9 protein-coding genes are annotated in these 17,271 nt (G+C 72.4%); 6 read left to right on the top strand and 3 right to left on the bottom strand.

Annotated elements, in window-relative coordinates:
- The first annotated feature begins 54 nt into the window (after window positions 1–54).
- The 3 genes from FMP39_RS02170 to FMP39_RS02160 all read left to right on the top strand — a co-directional run bounded on the left by FMP39_RS02170 (window position 55) and on the right by FMP39_RS02160 (window position 10,299).
- Entirely contained in the window at window positions 55–6,591 is a 6,537-nt protein-coding gene (locus FMP39_RS02170) for a HEAT repeat domain-containing protein (RefSeq protein ID WP_194858202.1), read from the top strand.
- Window positions 6,588–8,441, top strand: coding sequence for an SWIM zinc finger family protein (locus tag FMP39_RS02165; protein ID WP_141588372.1), 1,854 nt, complete (start codon window positions 6,588–6,590; stop codon window positions 8,439–8,441). The genes FMP39_RS02170 and FMP39_RS02165 overlap by 4 nt, the downstream gene beginning before the upstream one ends.
- A gap of 400 nt (window positions 8,442–8,841) precedes the next feature.
- Complete coding sequence (locus tag FMP39_RS02160) at window positions 8,842–10,299, top strand: reverse transcriptase family protein (RefSeq protein ID WP_141588371.1); 1,458 nt, start codon at window positions 8,842–8,844, stop codon at window positions 10,297–10,299.
- Window positions 10,300–10,302: 3 nt separating this feature from the next.
- Here FMP39_RS02160 and FMP39_RS02155 read toward each other — a convergent pair whose 3' ends face one another.
- Complete coding sequence (locus FMP39_RS02155; RefSeq protein ID WP_141588370.1) at window positions 10,303–11,193, bottom strand: alpha/beta hydrolase; 891 nt, start codon at window positions 11,191–11,193, stop codon at window positions 10,303–10,305.
- Between the two features lie 151 nt (window positions 11,194–11,344).
- Here FMP39_RS02155 and FMP39_RS02150 point away from each other — a divergent pair, with 151 nt between their 5' ends.
- Both FMP39_RS02150 and FMP39_RS02145 read left to right on the top strand, forming a co-directional pair.
- Window positions 11,345–12,868 carry a GMC oxidoreductase gene (locus tag FMP39_RS02150; RefSeq protein WP_141588369.1) on the top strand — a complete coding sequence of 508 codons (1,524 nt, stop codon included), beginning with the start codon at window positions 11,345–11,347 and terminating at the stop codon, window positions 12,866–12,868.
- Between the two features lie 51 nt (window positions 12,869–12,919).
- On the top strand, window positions 12,920–13,786 hold the full coding sequence (locus FMP39_RS02145; protein WP_228557572.1) for a hypothetical protein: 867 nt from the start codon (window positions 12,920–12,922) through the stop codon (window positions 13,784–13,786).
- Window positions 13,787–13,907: 121 nt separating this feature from the next.
- Here FMP39_RS02145 and lnt read toward each other — a convergent pair whose 3' ends face one another.
- Window positions 13,908–15,536: an apolipoprotein N-acyltransferase gene (gene lnt / locus FMP39_RS02140; RefSeq protein WP_141588367.1), complete on the bottom strand. Its 1,629-nt coding sequence runs from the start codon at window positions 15,534–15,536 to the stop codon at window positions 13,908–13,910.
- Window positions 15,533–16,048 carry a hypothetical protein gene (locus tag FMP39_RS02135; RefSeq protein WP_228557571.1) on the bottom strand — a complete coding sequence of 172 codons (516 nt, stop codon included), beginning with the start codon at window positions 16,046–16,048 and terminating at the stop codon, window positions 15,533–15,535. The genes lnt and FMP39_RS02135 overlap by 4 nt, the downstream gene beginning before the upstream one ends.
- A gap of 218 nt (window positions 16,049–16,266) precedes the next feature.
- Here FMP39_RS02135 and FMP39_RS02130 point away from each other — a divergent pair, with 218 nt between their 5' ends.
- A complete protein-coding gene (locus tag FMP39_RS02130; RefSeq protein WP_228557570.1) occupies window positions 16,267–17,184 on the top strand; it encodes a hypothetical protein in 918 nt (305 codons plus the stop codon).
- Window positions 17,185–17,271: the final 87 nt, after the last annotated feature.

Here is a 17,271-nt window from a genome sequence, read left to right as displayed (position 1 = left end):
GCGCTCTTGTATTGAGGGCGCTGGTGCTAAGAAGAGCAGCCACTGAGGAGCGTGATGCCCGTACTCGCCATCGGCAACATCGAGAAGGTCCGCGCACTCGCGGCCAATGCGCGCCTGCTGCTGGTGGGCGGCGCTCGCGCATCCACCGCCAGCCGCCTCACCGCGTTCGAGCCCGGCACCAACAAGGTGCTGTGGAGCACGGAGCTGCCCTCCGCGGTGAACGCGCTCGCCCTGGCCGGTGGTCAATGGGCCGCGGCCGGCGCGGATGGCACGGTGCGCATCGGCACGCTGTCCGACGGGCAGGTGCAGTTCCAGCTCAACGACGTGCACCCCGGCGGCGTCACGGCGCTGGCCTCCAGCGCGGATGGCACGCTCCTCTTCAGCGCGGGCGCGGACGGCGTCGTGCGCGCCTGGGACTGGGAGTCCACGCGCAAGATGCACGAGTGGAAGGCGTCCACCCAGCCCCTGCGCGCGGTGGCCGTGGACCCCTCCGGCACCTACGCGGCGGGCGCGGGTGACGACGGCGTGGTGCGCGTCTTCACCGTGGCCACTGGGGCGCAGCGCGACATGGCCGGCCACGAAGGCGCCGTGCGCGCGCTCGCCTTCACGCCGCGCGACGGCCGGCTGGTGTCCGCCGGTGACGACGGCAAGCTGCGCATCTGGTACCTCGTGGGCGCGGTGGAGTTCGAGGTCCGCGGCGAGAAGGACACCGGCCATGCCGGCCCGGTGCTCGCCCTGCTCTTCCCACCCACGCCCACCGCCAAGCCCGGTGGGGAAGAGCCCGGTGACCGCGTGTGGTCCTCGGGCAGCGACGGCCAGGTCAAGGTCTGGCGCCTGGACGTCCGCCGCAAGCCGCGCTCGCTCGACGCGGGGGGCAAGCCCGTGCAGGCGCTCGCCTTCGTGCCGCCGGCCAATCCGCGGCTGGCGAAGACGTCCCTGGGCTCCGTCTTCACGGGCGGGGATGACCGCCGCACGCACCGCTTCGGCCTCGCGGCGGATGGTTCGCCCGCGGGCGACCACGACACGTCCCAGCACGGCATCGACCTGCTGACGGAATCACTCAAGGCCGGCCGTCCCCGCCGCGAAGCCGCGGTGCGCGAGGCCGCCGCGCTGGAGGAGACGGAGGCGCTGGACTTCCTCTTCCAGGTGCTGTCCTCGGAGAAGGACGCGGAGGTCCGGCGGCTCGCTGTGCGCGAGCTGGCGGACAAGGGCCGCACCGCCGCGCGCCCCAAGCTGCGCGAGCGGCTGGACGACTCGCATCCGATGGTGCGCAAGGCCGCGCTGGACGCGCTCGTCGCGCTGGAGCCTGAGTCGCCGCTGTCCGCGCCGCGCGCGGCGCTGGGCTCGCAGCACCCGGAAGTGCGCGTGCTGGGCCTGGAGCTGCTGGCGAAGCTGGGAGGCACGTCCCCGCTGGTGCCGGGCCTCATCGCCGGCCAGCTCGCGGACAACCAGGGCGCGGTCGGCCTGGCCGCGCTGGACGCGCTCACCCAGGTGGTGCCGGGCGACGGCGCCGAGCCGCTGCGCACCGCCTTCGAGCGCGGCCCCTCCCAGCTCAAGGTGGAGGTGCTCATCCGCACCGTGGCGGGCGGGCTGCTCGGCCACGCGCAGTTGCAGGCCCTGGTGGCCCGCGCGCTGGATGACGCGGACCCCGGCGTTCGCCGCACGGCCTTCACCGTGCGCGTCATGGAGCGCCGGGCGCTGTCCCACGCGCTGGAGTCACGCGACGAGGACTTCGGCCGGGGCACCAAGGAAGTCTCCCGCTGGCTGGTCCAGCGCGCGCGCCGTGCGCAGGGCGTCGCGGGCAATCCGCCCATCACCGACGCGGAGCTCCAGGCCGCACGCGATGCGATGCCCGCGCAGGGCACCACGGGCGCGGCCATCACCGAGAGCGACCTGGAGCCGCTGCTGGCCGCCATGGCCTGCCGCACGCCGGACACGGCCGTGCGCGGCGCTCGCGGACTGGCACAACTGGGCGACGCACGGGCGCTGGGCGCGCTGCTCCAGCTCTCCCGCGAGCCGGACGCCGCCATCCGCCGGGTGGCTGCCTCCTCCCTCCAGGCACTCCAGGACGCGCGCGCTCGCGAGCGGCTGGTGTGGATGCTGGACGACGAGAACGCGGACGTGCGTGCCGCCGCGCTGGACGCGGTGGTGGCGCTGGACGCGGACGCGCCGCTGGCGTCGGCGGAGGCCGCGTTGCGCTCGGGCCACGAGGACGTGCGCGTGCGCGGCCTGGACCGGCTGGTGAAGCTGGGCGCGGCGGCGCCGGGCGCGGAGGCGCTGCTGGGCGACGCGCTGGAGGACGAATCCGGCAAGGTGCGCGGCGAGGCCTTCCGCACGCTGTGGGCCTGGAACGAGAAGGCGCCGGAGAAGGCGCTGGACCGCGCGCTGGCGGGCCGCTTCCCCGACCTGCGCCACCGGGCGGTGGAGGTGCTGGCACAGCGCGCCGCCGAGGGCTGGGCGCTGGAGCGGCTGAAGAAGGCCGTGGAGGACCGCGACACCAGCGTGGCCACCGCCGCGTATGACGCGTGGGTGAAGCACGTGGGCAAGGAGCACGCGGAGGCCCACCTGGCGGCGCTCGCCACCACGCACGCGCCGCTGCGGGAGCACGCCGCGAAGGGCGCCATCCACGCCCCCATCGAGCCCCTGCGCTCGCCGCTGCTCAAGCGCGTCCAGGACGAGGAAGTCCCCGTCGCCGTGGCCGCGCTGGAGGCGCTGGACAAGCTGGTGCCCAACGAGAACGGGCCCCTGCTGGCCGGGCTCTCCGCGGCGCCGCTGCCGGTGCGCGTGCGCGCGGTGGAGCTGCTGGCTCCGCGTGGCGCCGAAGACATCATCGAGCCGATGCGCGCGTTCATCACCGACAAGGACATGGAGCGGCTCTACCCTCCAGCCTTCCTGGTGCCGCTGCGCATCCGCGCCGCGCGGGCCCTGGCGTCGCTGGGCTCGCGGCGCCTGCTGACCTTCTTCGCCACCGTGCTGCTGCCGCACGAGCTGGGTGACATGCAGGAGCAGGGCGGCCGCGGGCTCGCCACCGCCGCTCGCCGGGGCGACGAAGGCTTCCTCCTGGACGCGCTGGGCCACGCCAACGTGGCGGTGCGCTCCTGGGCCGCGGACGGCCTGTCCCGCCTGGGTGACGTGCGCGCCCTGCCGGTGCTCACCGGCAACCTGCGCCACGACCACCTCCCCATCCGGCTGGGCGCCATCCTCTCCTTCGCGGCCCTGGGCCCGGAGGGTGACGGCGGCCTGCTGCACGGCCTGGAGGACCGCGCCCGCGAGGTGCAGGAGATGGTGTTCGCCATCGTCCTCGCCCGTGATTTGCGCGCCAGCCGCCGGGGCGAGCCGCCCGACCTGCTCACCAGCGCCCTCTCCAGTGGCAGGCCGGAGGTCCGCTACGCCGCCGCCCGCGCGCTGGAGCTGCGCACGGAGCCGGACGCGGCGCGCGCCCAGTTGGTGGAAGCCCTGCTGCCGCCTCGGCCGGAGAAGGTGGCCGACATGAAGGACTGGCCGGCCGAAGAGGAGCGCGTGAAGTACGTCGTCGGGCTCGCGGAGGCCCTGTCCAGCCTCCAGCCCGAGCAGCGCTACGCGGCGGCCCAGGTGCTGCTGCTGCGTGACAAGCCGCTGGAGTACTTCCGCCACGCCAAGAAGGTGGCGCGGCCGAGCACGCTGGATGCGCCCTGGAAGCCGGAGACGGCCCCCACCAGCTCGCCCGTGCAGGCCACGCCCGCGAAGAACTGGCTGCGGCGCATCTTCTCCGCCGTGAAGACGGATGCCCCCGCCGCCTCGCCCGAGGCCTCCGCCCAGGCGGAGCGGCAGCACCTGCGCCGGCTGGCCTTCGGCGCCTACGTCGGCCTGCTGCGGCAGGTGTCCACGGGCGACGATGAGGGCCACCGCGTGCGTCGCGACGCGGTGGACCGCGTGGTGAAGCTCACGCTGGAGGGCTTCGCCGGCACGCCCGCCGCCGTGGCCGCCCTGCTGCGCGCCCTGGAGGACCCGCACCAACTGGTGCGCAAGGCCGCGCTGGCCGGACTGAAGGAGCTCTTCCCCGCCGGCAGCGATGAGCCGCTGGCGCTGGCCCTGGCCTCGCTGGCGCCGGACGTGGCGCGCGCGGCGCTGGATGAACTGGCCACGCGGGGTGACGCCGCGAAGCCGCGCATCACCGCCGCGCTGAACTCGCCGCTGACGGACGTGCGCCGCTACGCCTTCGAGCTGCTGGAGAAGCTCAGCCCGCCCGGCAGCCTGGAGCCGTTGCTGGCCGCGCTGGGCAGCGAGCACGCCGACCTGCGCGTGGGCGTCATCGAGCGGCTGGCGGGCGCCAACGACTCGCGCGTCACCGAGGCGCTGGGACGCGCCATGGCCAGCGAGCACGAGGACCTGCGTCTGCGCGCCTCGGAGCTGCTGGCGTGGCGTGGCGATGACCGCGCGGTGGAGGTGCTCGCCACGTTCCTGCGCGCGGAGAACGCGAGCGCCGCGAAGCGCGCCACGGAGGCCCTGGCCCGGCTGGCCACGCCCGCCTCGGTGGCCGCGCTGGCTGCCCGGCTGCCCGCGGCCCAGGATTACCATGAGCGCAAGCGGCTGGTGACGGCCCTGGGCAACACGCGCCGGCCCGAGGCGCTGGAGGTGCTGGCCCGCCAGTGCCAGACGGACGCAGAGGGCGTCATCCGCAGCGAGTGTGTCACCGCGGCCATGACGGTGGCCGGCAGCGACGTGAAGAAGCGCGACGTGAAGCTGGCCGTGTCGTTCCTGCGGCAGGCCGTGAAGAGCTTCGACGTCGCCGTGCGGCTGGAGGCCCTGCGGCACCTGGAGCACGGCGCCGAGGCCGGCCAGTCGGAGCTGCTGGTCAGCCTCTTCACGGACCGCTTCCCCACCGTGAGCGGCGCGGCCGTGGAGGCCTACGCGAAGCGCGTCATCGAGCACGGCGCCCCGGCGGAGCCGCTGGAGGTGGTGCTGCGCGGCGGCTCGCGCGACCTGATGCTGCCGGCCGCGGAAGGCGTGGCCTTCAAGGGCGGCGCCAGCGCGCTGCGGCCCCTGATGCTGTACGCCCGCGCGGGCGAGGACGGCCAGCGCGAGCGGGCCCTGCTGGCCCTGGGCACGCTGGGTGACGCGCGCGCCCTGGCCGAGCTGGAGACGGTGGCCGCGGGCGGCACGGCGGAAGCGCCCGTGGAGCCGAGCATGGTGTCGGCCGCCATCGAGGGCCTGGGCCGGCTCGCCGCGAAGCTGCCGGACGGCGAGGAGCGCCGCCGCGTCGAGGAGAAGGTGGAGGCCGCCGCGGTGGAGGGCGCCACGCTGGTGCTGCAGCAGGCCGGCGTGAAGGGCCTGCGCGCCATCGGCGGGGAGCGCGCCCGGGTGAAAATCGAGGCGCTGCTCGGCGACACGAGCACGGCGCTGATGGTGCAGCTCACCGCGGCCCAGGAGCTGGGGAAGCTCAAGGACACCGCGGCGGAGACGGCCCTGGCCGCCGCGCTGGACGCGCCCCAGCCAGAGCTGCGCAAGGAGGCGCGCAAGGCGCTCGACGTGCTGTTCCCCACCGAGCGCACGCGGGTGGAGTTCCACGCGGTGGCCAGCCGCTACCCGGACATCTCCGCGCCCGCCGCGGCCTACCTCGCCAACGAAGGCGACCCGGCGCTGCTGGTGCCCCGGCTGGCCACGCTGGACAACGTGACGCTGCGGCTGCGCCTGCGGCGCGGGCTCGCACGCCGGGGCGCCCTGCCCCTGCCGGAAGTGGTGGCGCTGCTGGGCCACGACAAGCCGGAGGCCCGCGAGGAGGCCGCGCTGCTGGTGGGCACCTGGACGGGTGAGGCCCGCGAGCCCGGCACGGTGGACCTGGCCGCGCTGTCCCGCGCGCTGGTGACGGCCGAGCGCCGCACGGCCACGGACTGGACCTCCGCCGCGCCGGCCAGGCGCGCCGTGCTGGAAGGCGCCTGGCAGCGTCTGCTGTGGGCGGGCTCCCGGCTGGGCACCGCGGGCATAGCCGACTCCGCGCGCACCCTCCTCCAGGGAGGAGAGACGGCGGCCCCGGGCACCGTGCGCCAGGAGGCCGCGCGCGCCCTGGGCCGGCTGGGCACGCCGGGGGGCACGCTGACGCTCACCGGACAGGCCCCGGCGGCCGTGCTGACGAACGAGAAGGAGCGCGCCGCCGCGGCGGACACGCTGCGCAAGTCGCTGGTGGATCCGGACGCGCGAGTGCGGGCGGCGGCGGCGGATGCGCTGGCGAAGCTCGCCCCCGAGCGCGCCACCGCCTGGGCGCTGGAAGTGAAGCCCTTCGACGCGGTGGCCTTCGGTCCCATGGGGGCCCGGACGTCACGGGAGCTGCTGGCCACCTCCGAGGGTCGCCGGCTGTCGGTGCCGACGCTGCTGGGTGCCCACGCGCTGGAGCCCCTGAAGTCCCTGGCCACCGACGCGAAGCCGGAGACGCGGCAGGACGCGTGGGCCGCGCTGGGCCGCCTGGGCGGAGACGACGCGGCGAAACTGCTGCACGAGGCCGCCTTCGACAAGTCGCAAACCGTGGAGCTGCGCAAGGCCGCCTGGCGCGCCCACAAACGTGCACGCCGGGCCGCTGAGCGCGCCCGGAACCGGAAGGAAGGGAACCCGTCGTGACGACCGCCACCCGACACCCCGTCGAGCTGCGCTACGCCACCGCGAGCGACGTCGAGTCCGGCACGGACGGCTCCCGCGTCCGCCTGGCCCTGGAGGGCTCGCGCGGCACCGTGGGCGTGAGCGGCCGCGTCACCGACGCCGCCCTCTTCCGCGACGCGCTGGCCGCCACCTTCGGCATCCTCGCCAGCGACTTGCGCTACCGGGGCAAGGACCGCACCGCGTACCTCGCCTACCTGATGAAGCAGGGCAAGCGGGCCAGCGCGCTCATCTGGGAGGCGCAGAAGGCGTTCCTGGACAACGCGCTGGACGGCGAGAAGAAGCAGGACGCGGTGCTGGACCCCGTGCTCACGGTGGACCCCGACAGCGTGTCCCTGGAGGTCTTCTCCCGCGACGAAAGCGCCTACGCCCGGCTGTCCTTCGACAACCGCCTCTTCGAGGGCCGCGAGGCCGCGCACGGCTCCACCTTCCTGGACGTGCCGCCGGACCTGCCCGCCCGCGTGGACCGGCTGCGCACCTACGTGCCCGTCTCCCTGGAGGCGCACGTCGCGCTGGCCACGCCGGCCTCGCAGCCGGCCCGCGCCCCGCGCAACGTGGAGGTGCCCCACGCCTGGCTGCGCGGCTTCCTCCAGGTGCAGTCCGCCGCCACGCTGCCCGCGAGCACCTGCGAGCTGGCGCCCATCGACCTCTACAACCTCCTCTTCGCCCTGCGCGCTCGCAAGGCGAAGAAGGCCCCCCGCGCGCTGCGCTTCGAATTGGTGCCCGGCGCCGCGCCCCGGCTGGTGCTGGAGCCGTGGGAGCTGGTGCTGGAGTGCCACGGCGGCACGTACAACGGCACCGCGCCCGCGGTGGTGCGCACCTTCGGCCGTCAGCGCCTGGCCGCGCTCGCGCGCCTGCTGCCCCACGCGAAGTCGGTGCGGGTGCAGCTCATGGGCCCCGGCCTGCCGGTGTTCTGGGTCATCGACATGGGCGCGGCCACGCTCACGCTGGGCCTCACGGGCTGGACGGAGAGCGGCTGGTCCTCCGCCGCGGCCTTCGACGTGCTGATGCCCCGCGCGGTGCCGGACGGATTGGCGGAGCAGCTTCGCAACCGGCTGCGGACCGAAGGCCCCCTGCCCTTCGACACGCTCGCCGCCAATGCCGGCGCGCCCAAGGAGTCCGTGCGCGCGGCGCTCCAACTGGAGTGCCTGCGCGGACGCATCCTCTTCGACGTGGCGCGCGGCCAGTACCGTCCGCGCGAGCTGATGCCCACGCCGGTGGACGCCGCCGTCATCCGCTACGGCAACGAGCTGGAAGCGCGGGCGCACCGCCTGCTGGGCGGCGACGGCGCTCCGGGTGCGGGCGAGGTGAAGCTGACCAAGGTGCACGACGTGGTGGGAGAGGGCATCCGCATCCACGGCGAAGTGGTGGACCGCGAGGCCCTGCGCAGCTTCTTCCCCAGCTTCACGTTGGATTTGGAAGGCCGCGTGAAGGACGCGAGCTGCGGGTGTCCGCACCACCGGCGCTCCGGCCTGAGGGAAGGCCCCTGCGAGCACCTGCTGGCGCTGCGGCTGGCCTACGCGCGCCGCCGCGCGGAGGAAGAGGCGCTGCGGCAGACGCCCGAGGGCCGCAAGCTCATCCGCGCGGAGACGCGCTCCTACGTGCGGCGCGACGCGGAGAGCGGCCTGGAGACGGTGTACCGGGTTTCCCTGGATGGTCAGGTGGTGGCGGTGGAGTGGGGCCCGCGCACGGGCTCGCCGCGTCACCAGCGGCTCTGGTTCGACTCGGATGCGGAAGCGCGCGGAGCGTACTTCGCGCGCCTGGAGAAGTTGGCGGCTGACGGCTACATCGACGCGGCCTCGGCATTGGTGTAAACCCTTCAACCACGGCTCGGCCGCCACGCGCGGCCGGCAGGACAGGTGCGACGAAGAGACGACGACGTGCGCTTCACGCGCGAGCAGCCGAGAGAGGTCCGGAGTGCATCAGCCTGAGCGCCTCGAGCGCGGGAGCGGCGTTGCGCCGCTCCGGTTGGAATGCAGGACACTCTCCGCAAGGTAGCCTGTTCTTGGCTCTCTCCCTCCTAGGCACTACGGCCAGGGTGGGTAGCGGAGCCAACGACGCGACCGCCGTTTACCCACCCCGGCCGTAGTGCCTAGGAGGGGAGAGCCGGTGAGGCTACCGTGCCCCAGGTAAGATGGTGGTGCTTTCCCGGCCTCCCTCGACTGCTCGCGCCATGTCCCGTCTTCCACCGCCGCGCCCGCCCAAGGTGCAGACATGACCGCCAGGCTGGACCCGTTCGTCCCCGCAGCTTCGCCGCAGGCCGTGCCCACGCCCGAACCCACCGCTCCGTCGCCGGACGCGGCCGCGAAGCGTGAAGCCCGCCGGCTCGCGCACGAAGCGCTGCTCGTCCGCGCGAAGGCCATCGACGAAGCGGGCGGTGCCGACGACTGGGTGCAGGCGCAGCTCGTCTCCAAGGGCCTCGCGGTGGAGGACCTGGACTTCTCCAGCGCCTCCGAGAAGGACAAGAAGGCCTGGAAGGAGAAGAAGAAGGCCGAGGCCACCGAGCGCCGCGCGCTGAAGCGTCAGGCGTACGAGGCCTGGAAGGCCACGCACGTGGGCCACCTGGGCGCGGGCGTGCACTGGGCGGAGGACCGCCCGGCCGACGCGTTCGACGTGCCCCACCGCGAGGAGCGCGCCCGGGCCAACGGCCTGACGGAGCTGGACTCGGCGGAGGCGCTGGCCAAGGCGCTGGGGCTGAGCGTGTCCAAGCTGCGCTGGTTCGCGTTCCACCGCGAGGTGGACACGGCCACGCACTACGTGAGCTGGACGATTCCGAAGCGGGACGGCAGCAAGCGCACGATTACGTCCCCCAAGCCGGAGCTGAAGGAAGCGCAGCGCTGGGTGCTGTCCAACGTCGTGGAGCGGCTGCCGGTGCACGGCGCGGCGCACGGCTTCGTGGCGGGGCGCTCCATCCTCACCAACGCGCTGGCCCACCAGGGCGCGGACGTGGTGGTGAAGGTGGACCTCAAGGACTTCTTCCCCTCCGTCACCTGGCGCCGGGTGAAGGGCCTGTTGCGCAAGGGCGGCCTGCCGGAGGGCACGTCCACGCTGCTGTCGCTGCTCTCCACGGAAGCGCCGCGGGAGGCGGTGCAGTTCCGGGGCAAGCTGTTGCACGTGGCCAAGGGCCCGCGCGCGCTGCCCCAGGGCGCGCCCACGTCGCCGGGCATCACCAACGCGCTGTGCCTGAAGCTGGACAAGCGGCTGTCCGCGCTCGCGAAGCGGTTGGGCTTCACGTACACGCGCTACGCGGACGACCTGACCTTCTCGTGGACGAAGGCGAAGCAGCCCAAGGCGCGGCGGACGCAGCGTCCCCCGGTGGCGGTGCTGCTGTCTCGCGTGCAGGAAGTGGTGGAGGCGGAGGGCTTCCGCGTGCACCCGGACAAGACGCGCGTGGCGCGCAAGGGCACGCGGCAGCGGGTGACGGGGCTGGTCGTGAATGCGGCGGGCAAGGACGCGCCGGCGGCCCGGGTTCCGCGCGACGTGGTGCGCCAGTTGCGCGCCGCCATCCACAACCGGAAGAAGGGCAAGCCGGGCCGCGAGGGCGAGTCGCTGGAGCAGCTCAAGGGCATGGCCGCCTTCATCCACATGACGGACCCGGCCAAGGGCCGCGCCTTCCTGGCGCAGCTCGCGGCGCTGGAGTCCACGGCGAGCGCGGCTCCGCAGGCGGAGTGACGCTCAGCGCGCGTCCGTCGCCGAGGTGCCGCGCGCCAGCAACGCGGCATTGAGGAAGTCCGTCAGCCGGCGCGGGTACGCCTCCGGCTCGGTGGCGCTGAAGTTCCCGTGCCCGGCGCCTTGGATGCGCCATGTCTGGGCATACTCGCGCACCTTGGCGAAGAGCTCGTCGGCGAGCGGCTGTCCTGACTCCTCCGTCCCCATGACGATGAGCAGCGGCCGGGGGCGGATGCGCTCCACCGCGTCGATGGTACGCACCTCTTCCAGGGCGATGCCGCGGCGCCAGAAGGGCACCAGCGCCCCGCTTTGCGACACGAAGCCGAAGCGGCGGAAGTCATACGCGGCGGCCAGCCACAGCGTGTTGAACGGGGACAGCAGCACCACGGCGCGCACCGCCGGGTCCTCTGCCGCCACCTCCGCCACGGCCGCGGAGCCAATCGAGAAGCCGAGCGCCCCTACCCGCTCCGGGTCCACGTCCGGCTGGGCGCGCACGAAGTCCAGCGCGGCCCGCACGTCCCGGCGCTCCAGGTCTCCCCAGGTGGAGAAACCGCCCTCGCTTTCACCGTGGGCGCGCAAGTCGAAGAGCAGCACGCCATAGCCCGCGGCCCGCAGGATTCGCGCTTCGGGCAGCAGGTCCGCGCGCGTCTGGGACAGGCCGTGCGCCAGCACCACGGCGGCGCGGTTCCGGGACGGCACGTACCAGCCCCGCAGCGTCAGCCCATCCGACGTCTGAAGCGAAACGTCCTTTGCCTCGGCGAAGTCAGCGGGGCGCTCGGCCTTGGGACGTGGGTAGTGGAAGTAGGCCTCGGAATGACGCAGCGCCCTACCGAACACCGCCAGCGCGCCCAGCAACCCCAGCGCGAGCGCTCCACCCAGCAGCCACCGCCACTTCATCTTCGTTGGACCTCGCGGAAGGAAGCTGGGGTGTTTGAACCCCAGGAGTGCAGACGGGACCCACGTTGCTCCGCCACGTACTGAGCAGCTTACACTCCACATAGACAACTCACAGTGCCATCAAAGACGGCACTGTCGCGCCAGGAAACCTGTGGGCACATCCAGGATGATGTTCGACGTGGTGGTGGTGGGTGGTGGCGCTTGCGGCGGATGGACAGCCAAGCAGCTGACGGAAGCAGGCTTGCGTGTCCTGGTGCTCGAAGCGGGCCGCGGCATGGGCGCGGACCGGATGCTGTGGATGCTCCACCGCATGCGCCAATCCCTTGGCTACCTGGCGGAGACGGACGACCAGCGCAAGGTGCGCCAGTCGGTGCAGAGCACCACCTTCGCGTGGCCCTTCCACCCGCACGCCTTCGTCGACGACGTGGACAATCCCTACACCACGCCGGAGGACCAGCCCTTCACGTGGATTCGTGCGCGGCAGGTGGGCGGGCGCACATCCGTGAAGGCACACGGGCGCCAGTTCTATCGACTGTCTGACTTCAACTTCAAAGCAGGCACGCAGGATGGGCAGGGGCCGGACTGGCCGCTGACGCTGGCGGATCTGGCGCCGCACTACGAGACGGTGGAGCGGTGGATGGGTATCCACGGCAACGCGGATGGCCTGGACATTCTGCCGGACTCCGTCTTCGCGGGTGCCATCGCCATGACGCCCGCGGAGCAGCGCCTGAAGGAACAGGTGGAGCGCCGCTGGCCGGAACGCCGCGTCATCGTCCGCCGCACCGCGGGAGCGCCCGTGACGATGCCCGCCGCGTTGAAGACGGGCCGGCTCGCGCTGCGCACGAACGCGGTGGTGGACCAGGTGCTGTACGACGCGGCGACAGGGCGCGCCACGGGGGTGCACTTCCTCGACGCGAGGACGGGCAAGTCCTACGAGGCCCACGCGCGGGTGGTGGTGCTGGCAGCGGGCGCGATTGAATCCACGCGGCTGCTGCTGAACTCGCGATGCAGCGCGTTCCCGGACGGATTGGCGAACGCGTCGGGGCAGTTGGGCCGCAACCTGATGGACCACACGTACATGCTGGGCATCGAGGCGAAGATGAACCTGCCTCCCGAAGCCCAGCGGCAGGAGCATAGCTGGGCGTACATCCCCCAGTTCCGCAACGTGGCCACGAAGGAGCAGGACTTCGCGCGCGGCTACGGCGTGCAGGTCTTCACCTTTGGAGACAACTGCCACTTCGTGCCCTTCGGGGAGATGGTGCCGCGCCCGGAGAATCGCGTGACGCTCAGCCCGACGGTGAAGGACCGCTGGGGCATCCCCGCCGCGCACATCGAATGCCGGCATTCGGCCAACGAGCTGAAGATGGCCGAGGACGCGCTGGCGACCTGCAAGGAGATGATGGAAGCGGCCGGCTTCACCGTGGAGAAGGCCAACGCCACGTTGTCCACGCCGGGCATGGCCATCCACGAAGTGGGCACGGCGCGCATGGGCACGGACCCGAAGACGTCGGTGCTCAATCCCCACAATCAGAGCTGGGACGTTCCCAACCTCTTCATCAACGACGGTGCCTGCTTCCCGTCCCAGGGACCGCAGAACCCCACGCTGACGATGATGGCCATCGCCGTGCGCGCCAGTGCGCACATCGTGAAGGAGTTCAAGGCCGGGCGTCTGTGACGGGGTGGCGAGCGTTGCGGCTCCGGCGCTGCATACCGTAGCGTGCTCGCGATGATTCAAGTCGACGAGCTCGGAGAAGAGACGACGTTCGCAGAGGTCGCCAGGCGATTTGCTGGGGCGAGCTGGCTCGCCTCGTTCCTCGAGACCGAGCAGCTCAACGACCCGGAGACCAACGGCATCGTCGTGCCTCGCATCGTCAACGCAGGTCTGCGCCTCGACGACACGCTCAAGAGTGGGCCCGGCCCCTGGGCTGTCATCATCGACGGGGACCTCGAGACGAGCGGCGATCTCGTGTGCACGACCGACGATTACCTGACGAGCACGCTGATTGTGACTGGCAACGTGCGCGCGAGGAACGTGCGCTTCGCCGCGAGCGCGCGCGTCGGAATCGAGGGCGACCTGGTCGCCGGCGGTGGGCTCGGCATCGTGAGCGGAACGTGGGGTGACGGCGGCGCGGTGCTGTGGGCGCGCTCGTGCGAAGCCGCGCTCGTGTTGCTCGACGGCAACACGAGCATCGACGCGGACCGGTGCCGGCGGACGCTGGTGTGCGGGTCGACCGGTTGGGGCGAATTCACGCCGGACATCCACGACCACGCGACGTTCGAGGAGCTGTTCGAACCCGCCGCTTTCGATGAACGCGGCGACCTCGATTCTGGCCGGGCGATGGCGCTCGCGAATGAAGGGCGCTCAGCGCTGCGGCCCGAGGTCGAGAATCGGCTGCGCGGAAGCAAGGGACTCGCAACACGCGAGGCGCTCGCATGGCTGGCGAGCGACCCGCACTGCCGCGAACTCATGGCGCTCGGCGATGACAGGTCGATGGCGGTGCTCGCCGAGCAGTTGGCTCAGCGCGGCCATGCGGTCTCCATCGAGAGCCTCACTCGCTCGGTGCGCGCCATGCTCGGTGCGCGCCTCGCGTAGAAATCGCCCCGGCGCTTTCCCACGCGCCACATCCCGTCGGTGGAGATGAATACGGGCTTCTTGCACCGCCTGAGCCTGCTTGACGGCGGCACCGAGGGCCCCCGCTACGTCCTGAAGCCCATCAGGGCCGAGCCCTCCGCCGCGCCAGTACCGCGCCCGCGAGGCCCACCACCGCTGACACCAGCGCCAATGGGCTCAGCCAGTCTCCCCACGCCAGGGCGAGCGTCGTCAGCGCGGCCGTCTCCGGCACGCGCATGGTGAGGCCCGCGCGCTGGTTGTCGTCCACCTCGGCCACCACCGCGCCCGTGACGTCGATGAGCGCGGTCACACCCGAATTCGTCACCCGGACCTGTGGCCGCCGCGTCTCGATGCTGCGGAAGGCCGCGTGCATCAGGTGCAGCCGGGGCGCGGGCGTGCCGGTGAACCACGAGTCATTGGACAGCGTGAGCAGCAGCTCCGCGCCCTGCCGCACGCCCTGCGCGACATACTCGGGGAAGATGGTCTCGTAGCAGATGAGCGGCGCCACCCGGAGCTGGCGTCCGTCGCGCAGCGTGAAGCTCACCGCCCGAGGCCCGGGCCCTCGCTTCCAGCGTCCTGTCCACGGCAGCCACTCGCGAAGCGTGGGGGTATCGATGGCGTCTGGCACCCACTCCGTCAGCGGGAAGAGCATCGTCTTGCGGTACGCGGCGCGCTCGAACGCGCCTCCAGGTGACGACGGCCCCAGGAACATGGCCGCGTTGAACTCGCGCTCGCCCTCCAGGTCATACGTGCCGAACACGAGCGGCACCCCGCGCTCGGAGACGTAGCCGGCGATCTCCGCGTCCAGCGCCGCGCCTGTCTCGCTGCGCGGCGCTCCAAAAGGCGTGGGGTACACCGTCTCCGGCCACACCAACAGGTCCACCGGTCCGTCGCGCAGCAGCGCGTCCGACATCGCGTAATGCGTGTCGAGCACCATCCGCACGACTTCGTAGGCGCCCATCTCCGCCTTCAGCTTCTCGTAGCGGGTGATGTTCGCCTGCACCGCGCCCACCACCAGCCCGCCCTCAGCCCGGGTCGCCTCGCGCACCTGCGCATGCCGGAAGGCGCCGTACCCCGACAACACGAGCACCAGCGCCGCGAGCCCCGCCACGGGCTTCCAGGCGGCACGCGCCCCATGGCCCCTCCAGGCACGAAACGCCGCGAGCACGCACTCATTGCCCAGGAGCAACACCAGCGTGAGTCCCGGCGCGCCCGCCACGTCCGCGCCCTGCCGCAGCCACTCGGAGGCATAGAGCCCGTGTCCCAGCGTGTCCGCGAAGAGCTTGGGCGTGATTCCCTCCACGCCTACGTATGCGAGCGTCCCTACCAGGGGCGGCAACCAGCCCTGCCCCTCCCGCGCCAGACGCCGCGCCGCGTACCGGGCCAGCGCGGCGGCGACGAACTGGAGCTGGAGCAGCGGCGCCACCAGCAGGAACAGCGCCCAACCAACCACCGTGGGCGCCCGCGAGTACGCCTGGAGCGCGCCCGGGAACCAGTGAAAGACGGCGGCGGTGAACGTCACGCTGAGCAGCACGCCCAGGCCCAGCGCCTCGCGTGCCGAGCGGGCCCGGTCCAGCGCCGCGAGCCAGGGCACCATCGCCACCCAGCCGAGCGCCAGCCAGCGAGCCTCCAGCCGCCCGAACAGCGCGAACAGGACCGTGGTCCCCAGGACACCGAGCAGCGCCACCGCCAGGTGCCGCCCGCGGCCCACCCCCACCTGGACGCCGGTCACGGCGAGGGCGCCCCACTCTCCGCGCCCTCGGGCAGCTCCAACCGTCGGATGGGCATTCCCGGAGGGGCCAGCCCCTCGGGCACCAGCCCGTCGGCGGGCTTGGGAATCGGCTGGCCGTTCGCATCCACAGGCTGATGGTCGGGATGGAACATCAGCACGGCCGCCACGATTTCACCCGAGTCCTTGTACTGGAAATGACGCACGTACCCGGGCGGCAGCTCGAAGTCATCGGGGACGACGAGGCCCTTCTTGATGGGCTTCGTCCCGGGCCGGTAGAGCTGCATGCCCGTCAGTTCGGACTCCATGGCCGGCTCCTGGACATCGGTATCGGTGGCCAGTTCGGCGACAGGCTCGGGGGCGGGCTGCGAAGCAGAAGCCGCGACGGGAGGCGGCCGTGTCCGCGGCGCGCGGGCACGCACCTCGGGCGCGGGAGGCGGAATGGGCAGCGGCACCTCCGCGAGCGGCGGCGGCGCTTCCACCTCGATGTCGGTCGAGCCCCACCAGACACTCAAGCCAATGCACGCGAGCGTGAAGACACACGCGCCGCCCACGAGCCACACACCCAGCCCCTTCCCCGTTCGAGCGGGCGTGATGTGCGTGACGCCGTCGCTGTCAACGCGACGCTTTGGTGCAGGGGACTGCGGCCTCATGTTCGCGTGAAGACCTCCGGGCTGCGTATGCTACGGAGCCACCCCCTCCGAGGCAATCACAGCGCATTCCGCTCACCCTCATGAGCTCTTCGTCCATTCTCGTCACCGATGCCCCCGGCGGCACGCCACCCGCCACCACGCCCGAGCCCGCTCGCTTCGCGGTGCACGCCTGGACACCCGGGCTGCGAGGACTCGCGGTGGTGACGCAGCTCGCCGCGCTGGGCGCCCTGCTCCACTTCACCGCGCAGCTCTGGATGGAAATTTCCGAAGGGACCCAGCGGATGCAGCCCGTGCCCATCGCCGTCGGGCTGGTGCTGCGAGTCGTGCTACCGCTCGCGTTCGTCTCCGCGCTGCGCCGCGGCCGCCGGGCCATCGTCGCCGTGGACACCCACCAGTGGACCCTGACGCTGCGCGGCGGTTCCCGGATGGAGATTCCCTTTGAAGCCGTGACCGCGGTGCGCCCCTGGCGGCTGCCGCTCCCGGGCCCCGGCCTGACGCTGCGGATGCGGTCAGGCCGCGCTTTCAGCCACGCGCTGGAGGTGGAGGACGCACTGCCCCTGCTGAACGCGCTGGGCCAGCACGGAGCACCAGGCGCCGCGCAATCCCACACACTGGTTCGTTACGCCCATGCACGCCATGCCCTGTGGCGCCGGCGCTGGTACCACCTGCTGGTGAAGTTCGTGCTCTTCCCGCTGGTGCCCACGGCCATCCTCTTCTACTCGTACCAGGTCATCTCGTTTGGAGGCGCGCTGGGTGAGTACAGGATGTACGGATTAGACGCGTACCTGCGTTCGTTCGGCCGGTACTACGTGCCAATCTCGTTGTGCCTGCTGCTCTTCGCCTGCTTCTGGCGCGTCGTCGCGGAGGGCGCGTCGCTCCTGGCGGCGTGGATTCTGCCAGCCTGGGCGCGCGGCGTGCGGCGCGCGGCGGAGTGGTTCTGCTGGCTCGTCTACTACGTCGGCACCCTTGGGTTGATCGGCGCGCGCTTCATGATGTGACGTGCGCGCCGGGCGCTGGAAACGACAAGGCCCCCGGTTCCCGAAGGCAACCGGAGGCCCAAGCACCGCACTCACACTCGAGGCGTG

The organism is Myxococcus sp. AB056 (assembly GCF_006547365.1).
Classification (GTDB): Bacteria; Myxococcota; Myxococcia; order Myxococcales; family Myxococcaceae; genus Myxococcus; species Myxococcus virescens.
The sequence above is the reverse complement of the archived record's forward strand: the minus strand, read 5'-3'. Positions and strand labels throughout refer to the sequence as shown.

Coding starts and splice junctions, on each gene's coding strand:
- FMP39_RS02160 (WP_141588371.1), top strand. CDS start 8,842: ATGACCGCCAGGCTGGACCCGTTCGTCCCCGCAGCTTCGCCGCAGGCC.
- FMP39_RS02170 (WP_194858202.1), top strand. CDS start 55: ATGCCCGTACTCGCCATCGGCAACATCGAGAAGGTCCGCGCACTCGCG.
- FMP39_RS02130 (WP_228557570.1), top strand. CDS start 16,267: ATGAGCTCTTCGTCCATTCTCGTCACCGATGCCCCCGGCGGCACGCCA.
- FMP39_RS02155 (WP_141588370.1), bottom strand. CDS start 11,193: ATGAAGTGGCGGTGGCTGCTGGGTGGAGCGCTCGCGCTGGGGTTGCTG.
- FMP39_RS02145 (WP_228557572.1), top strand. CDS start 12,920: ATGATTCAAGTCGACGAGCTCGGAGAAGAGACGACGTTCGCAGAGGTC.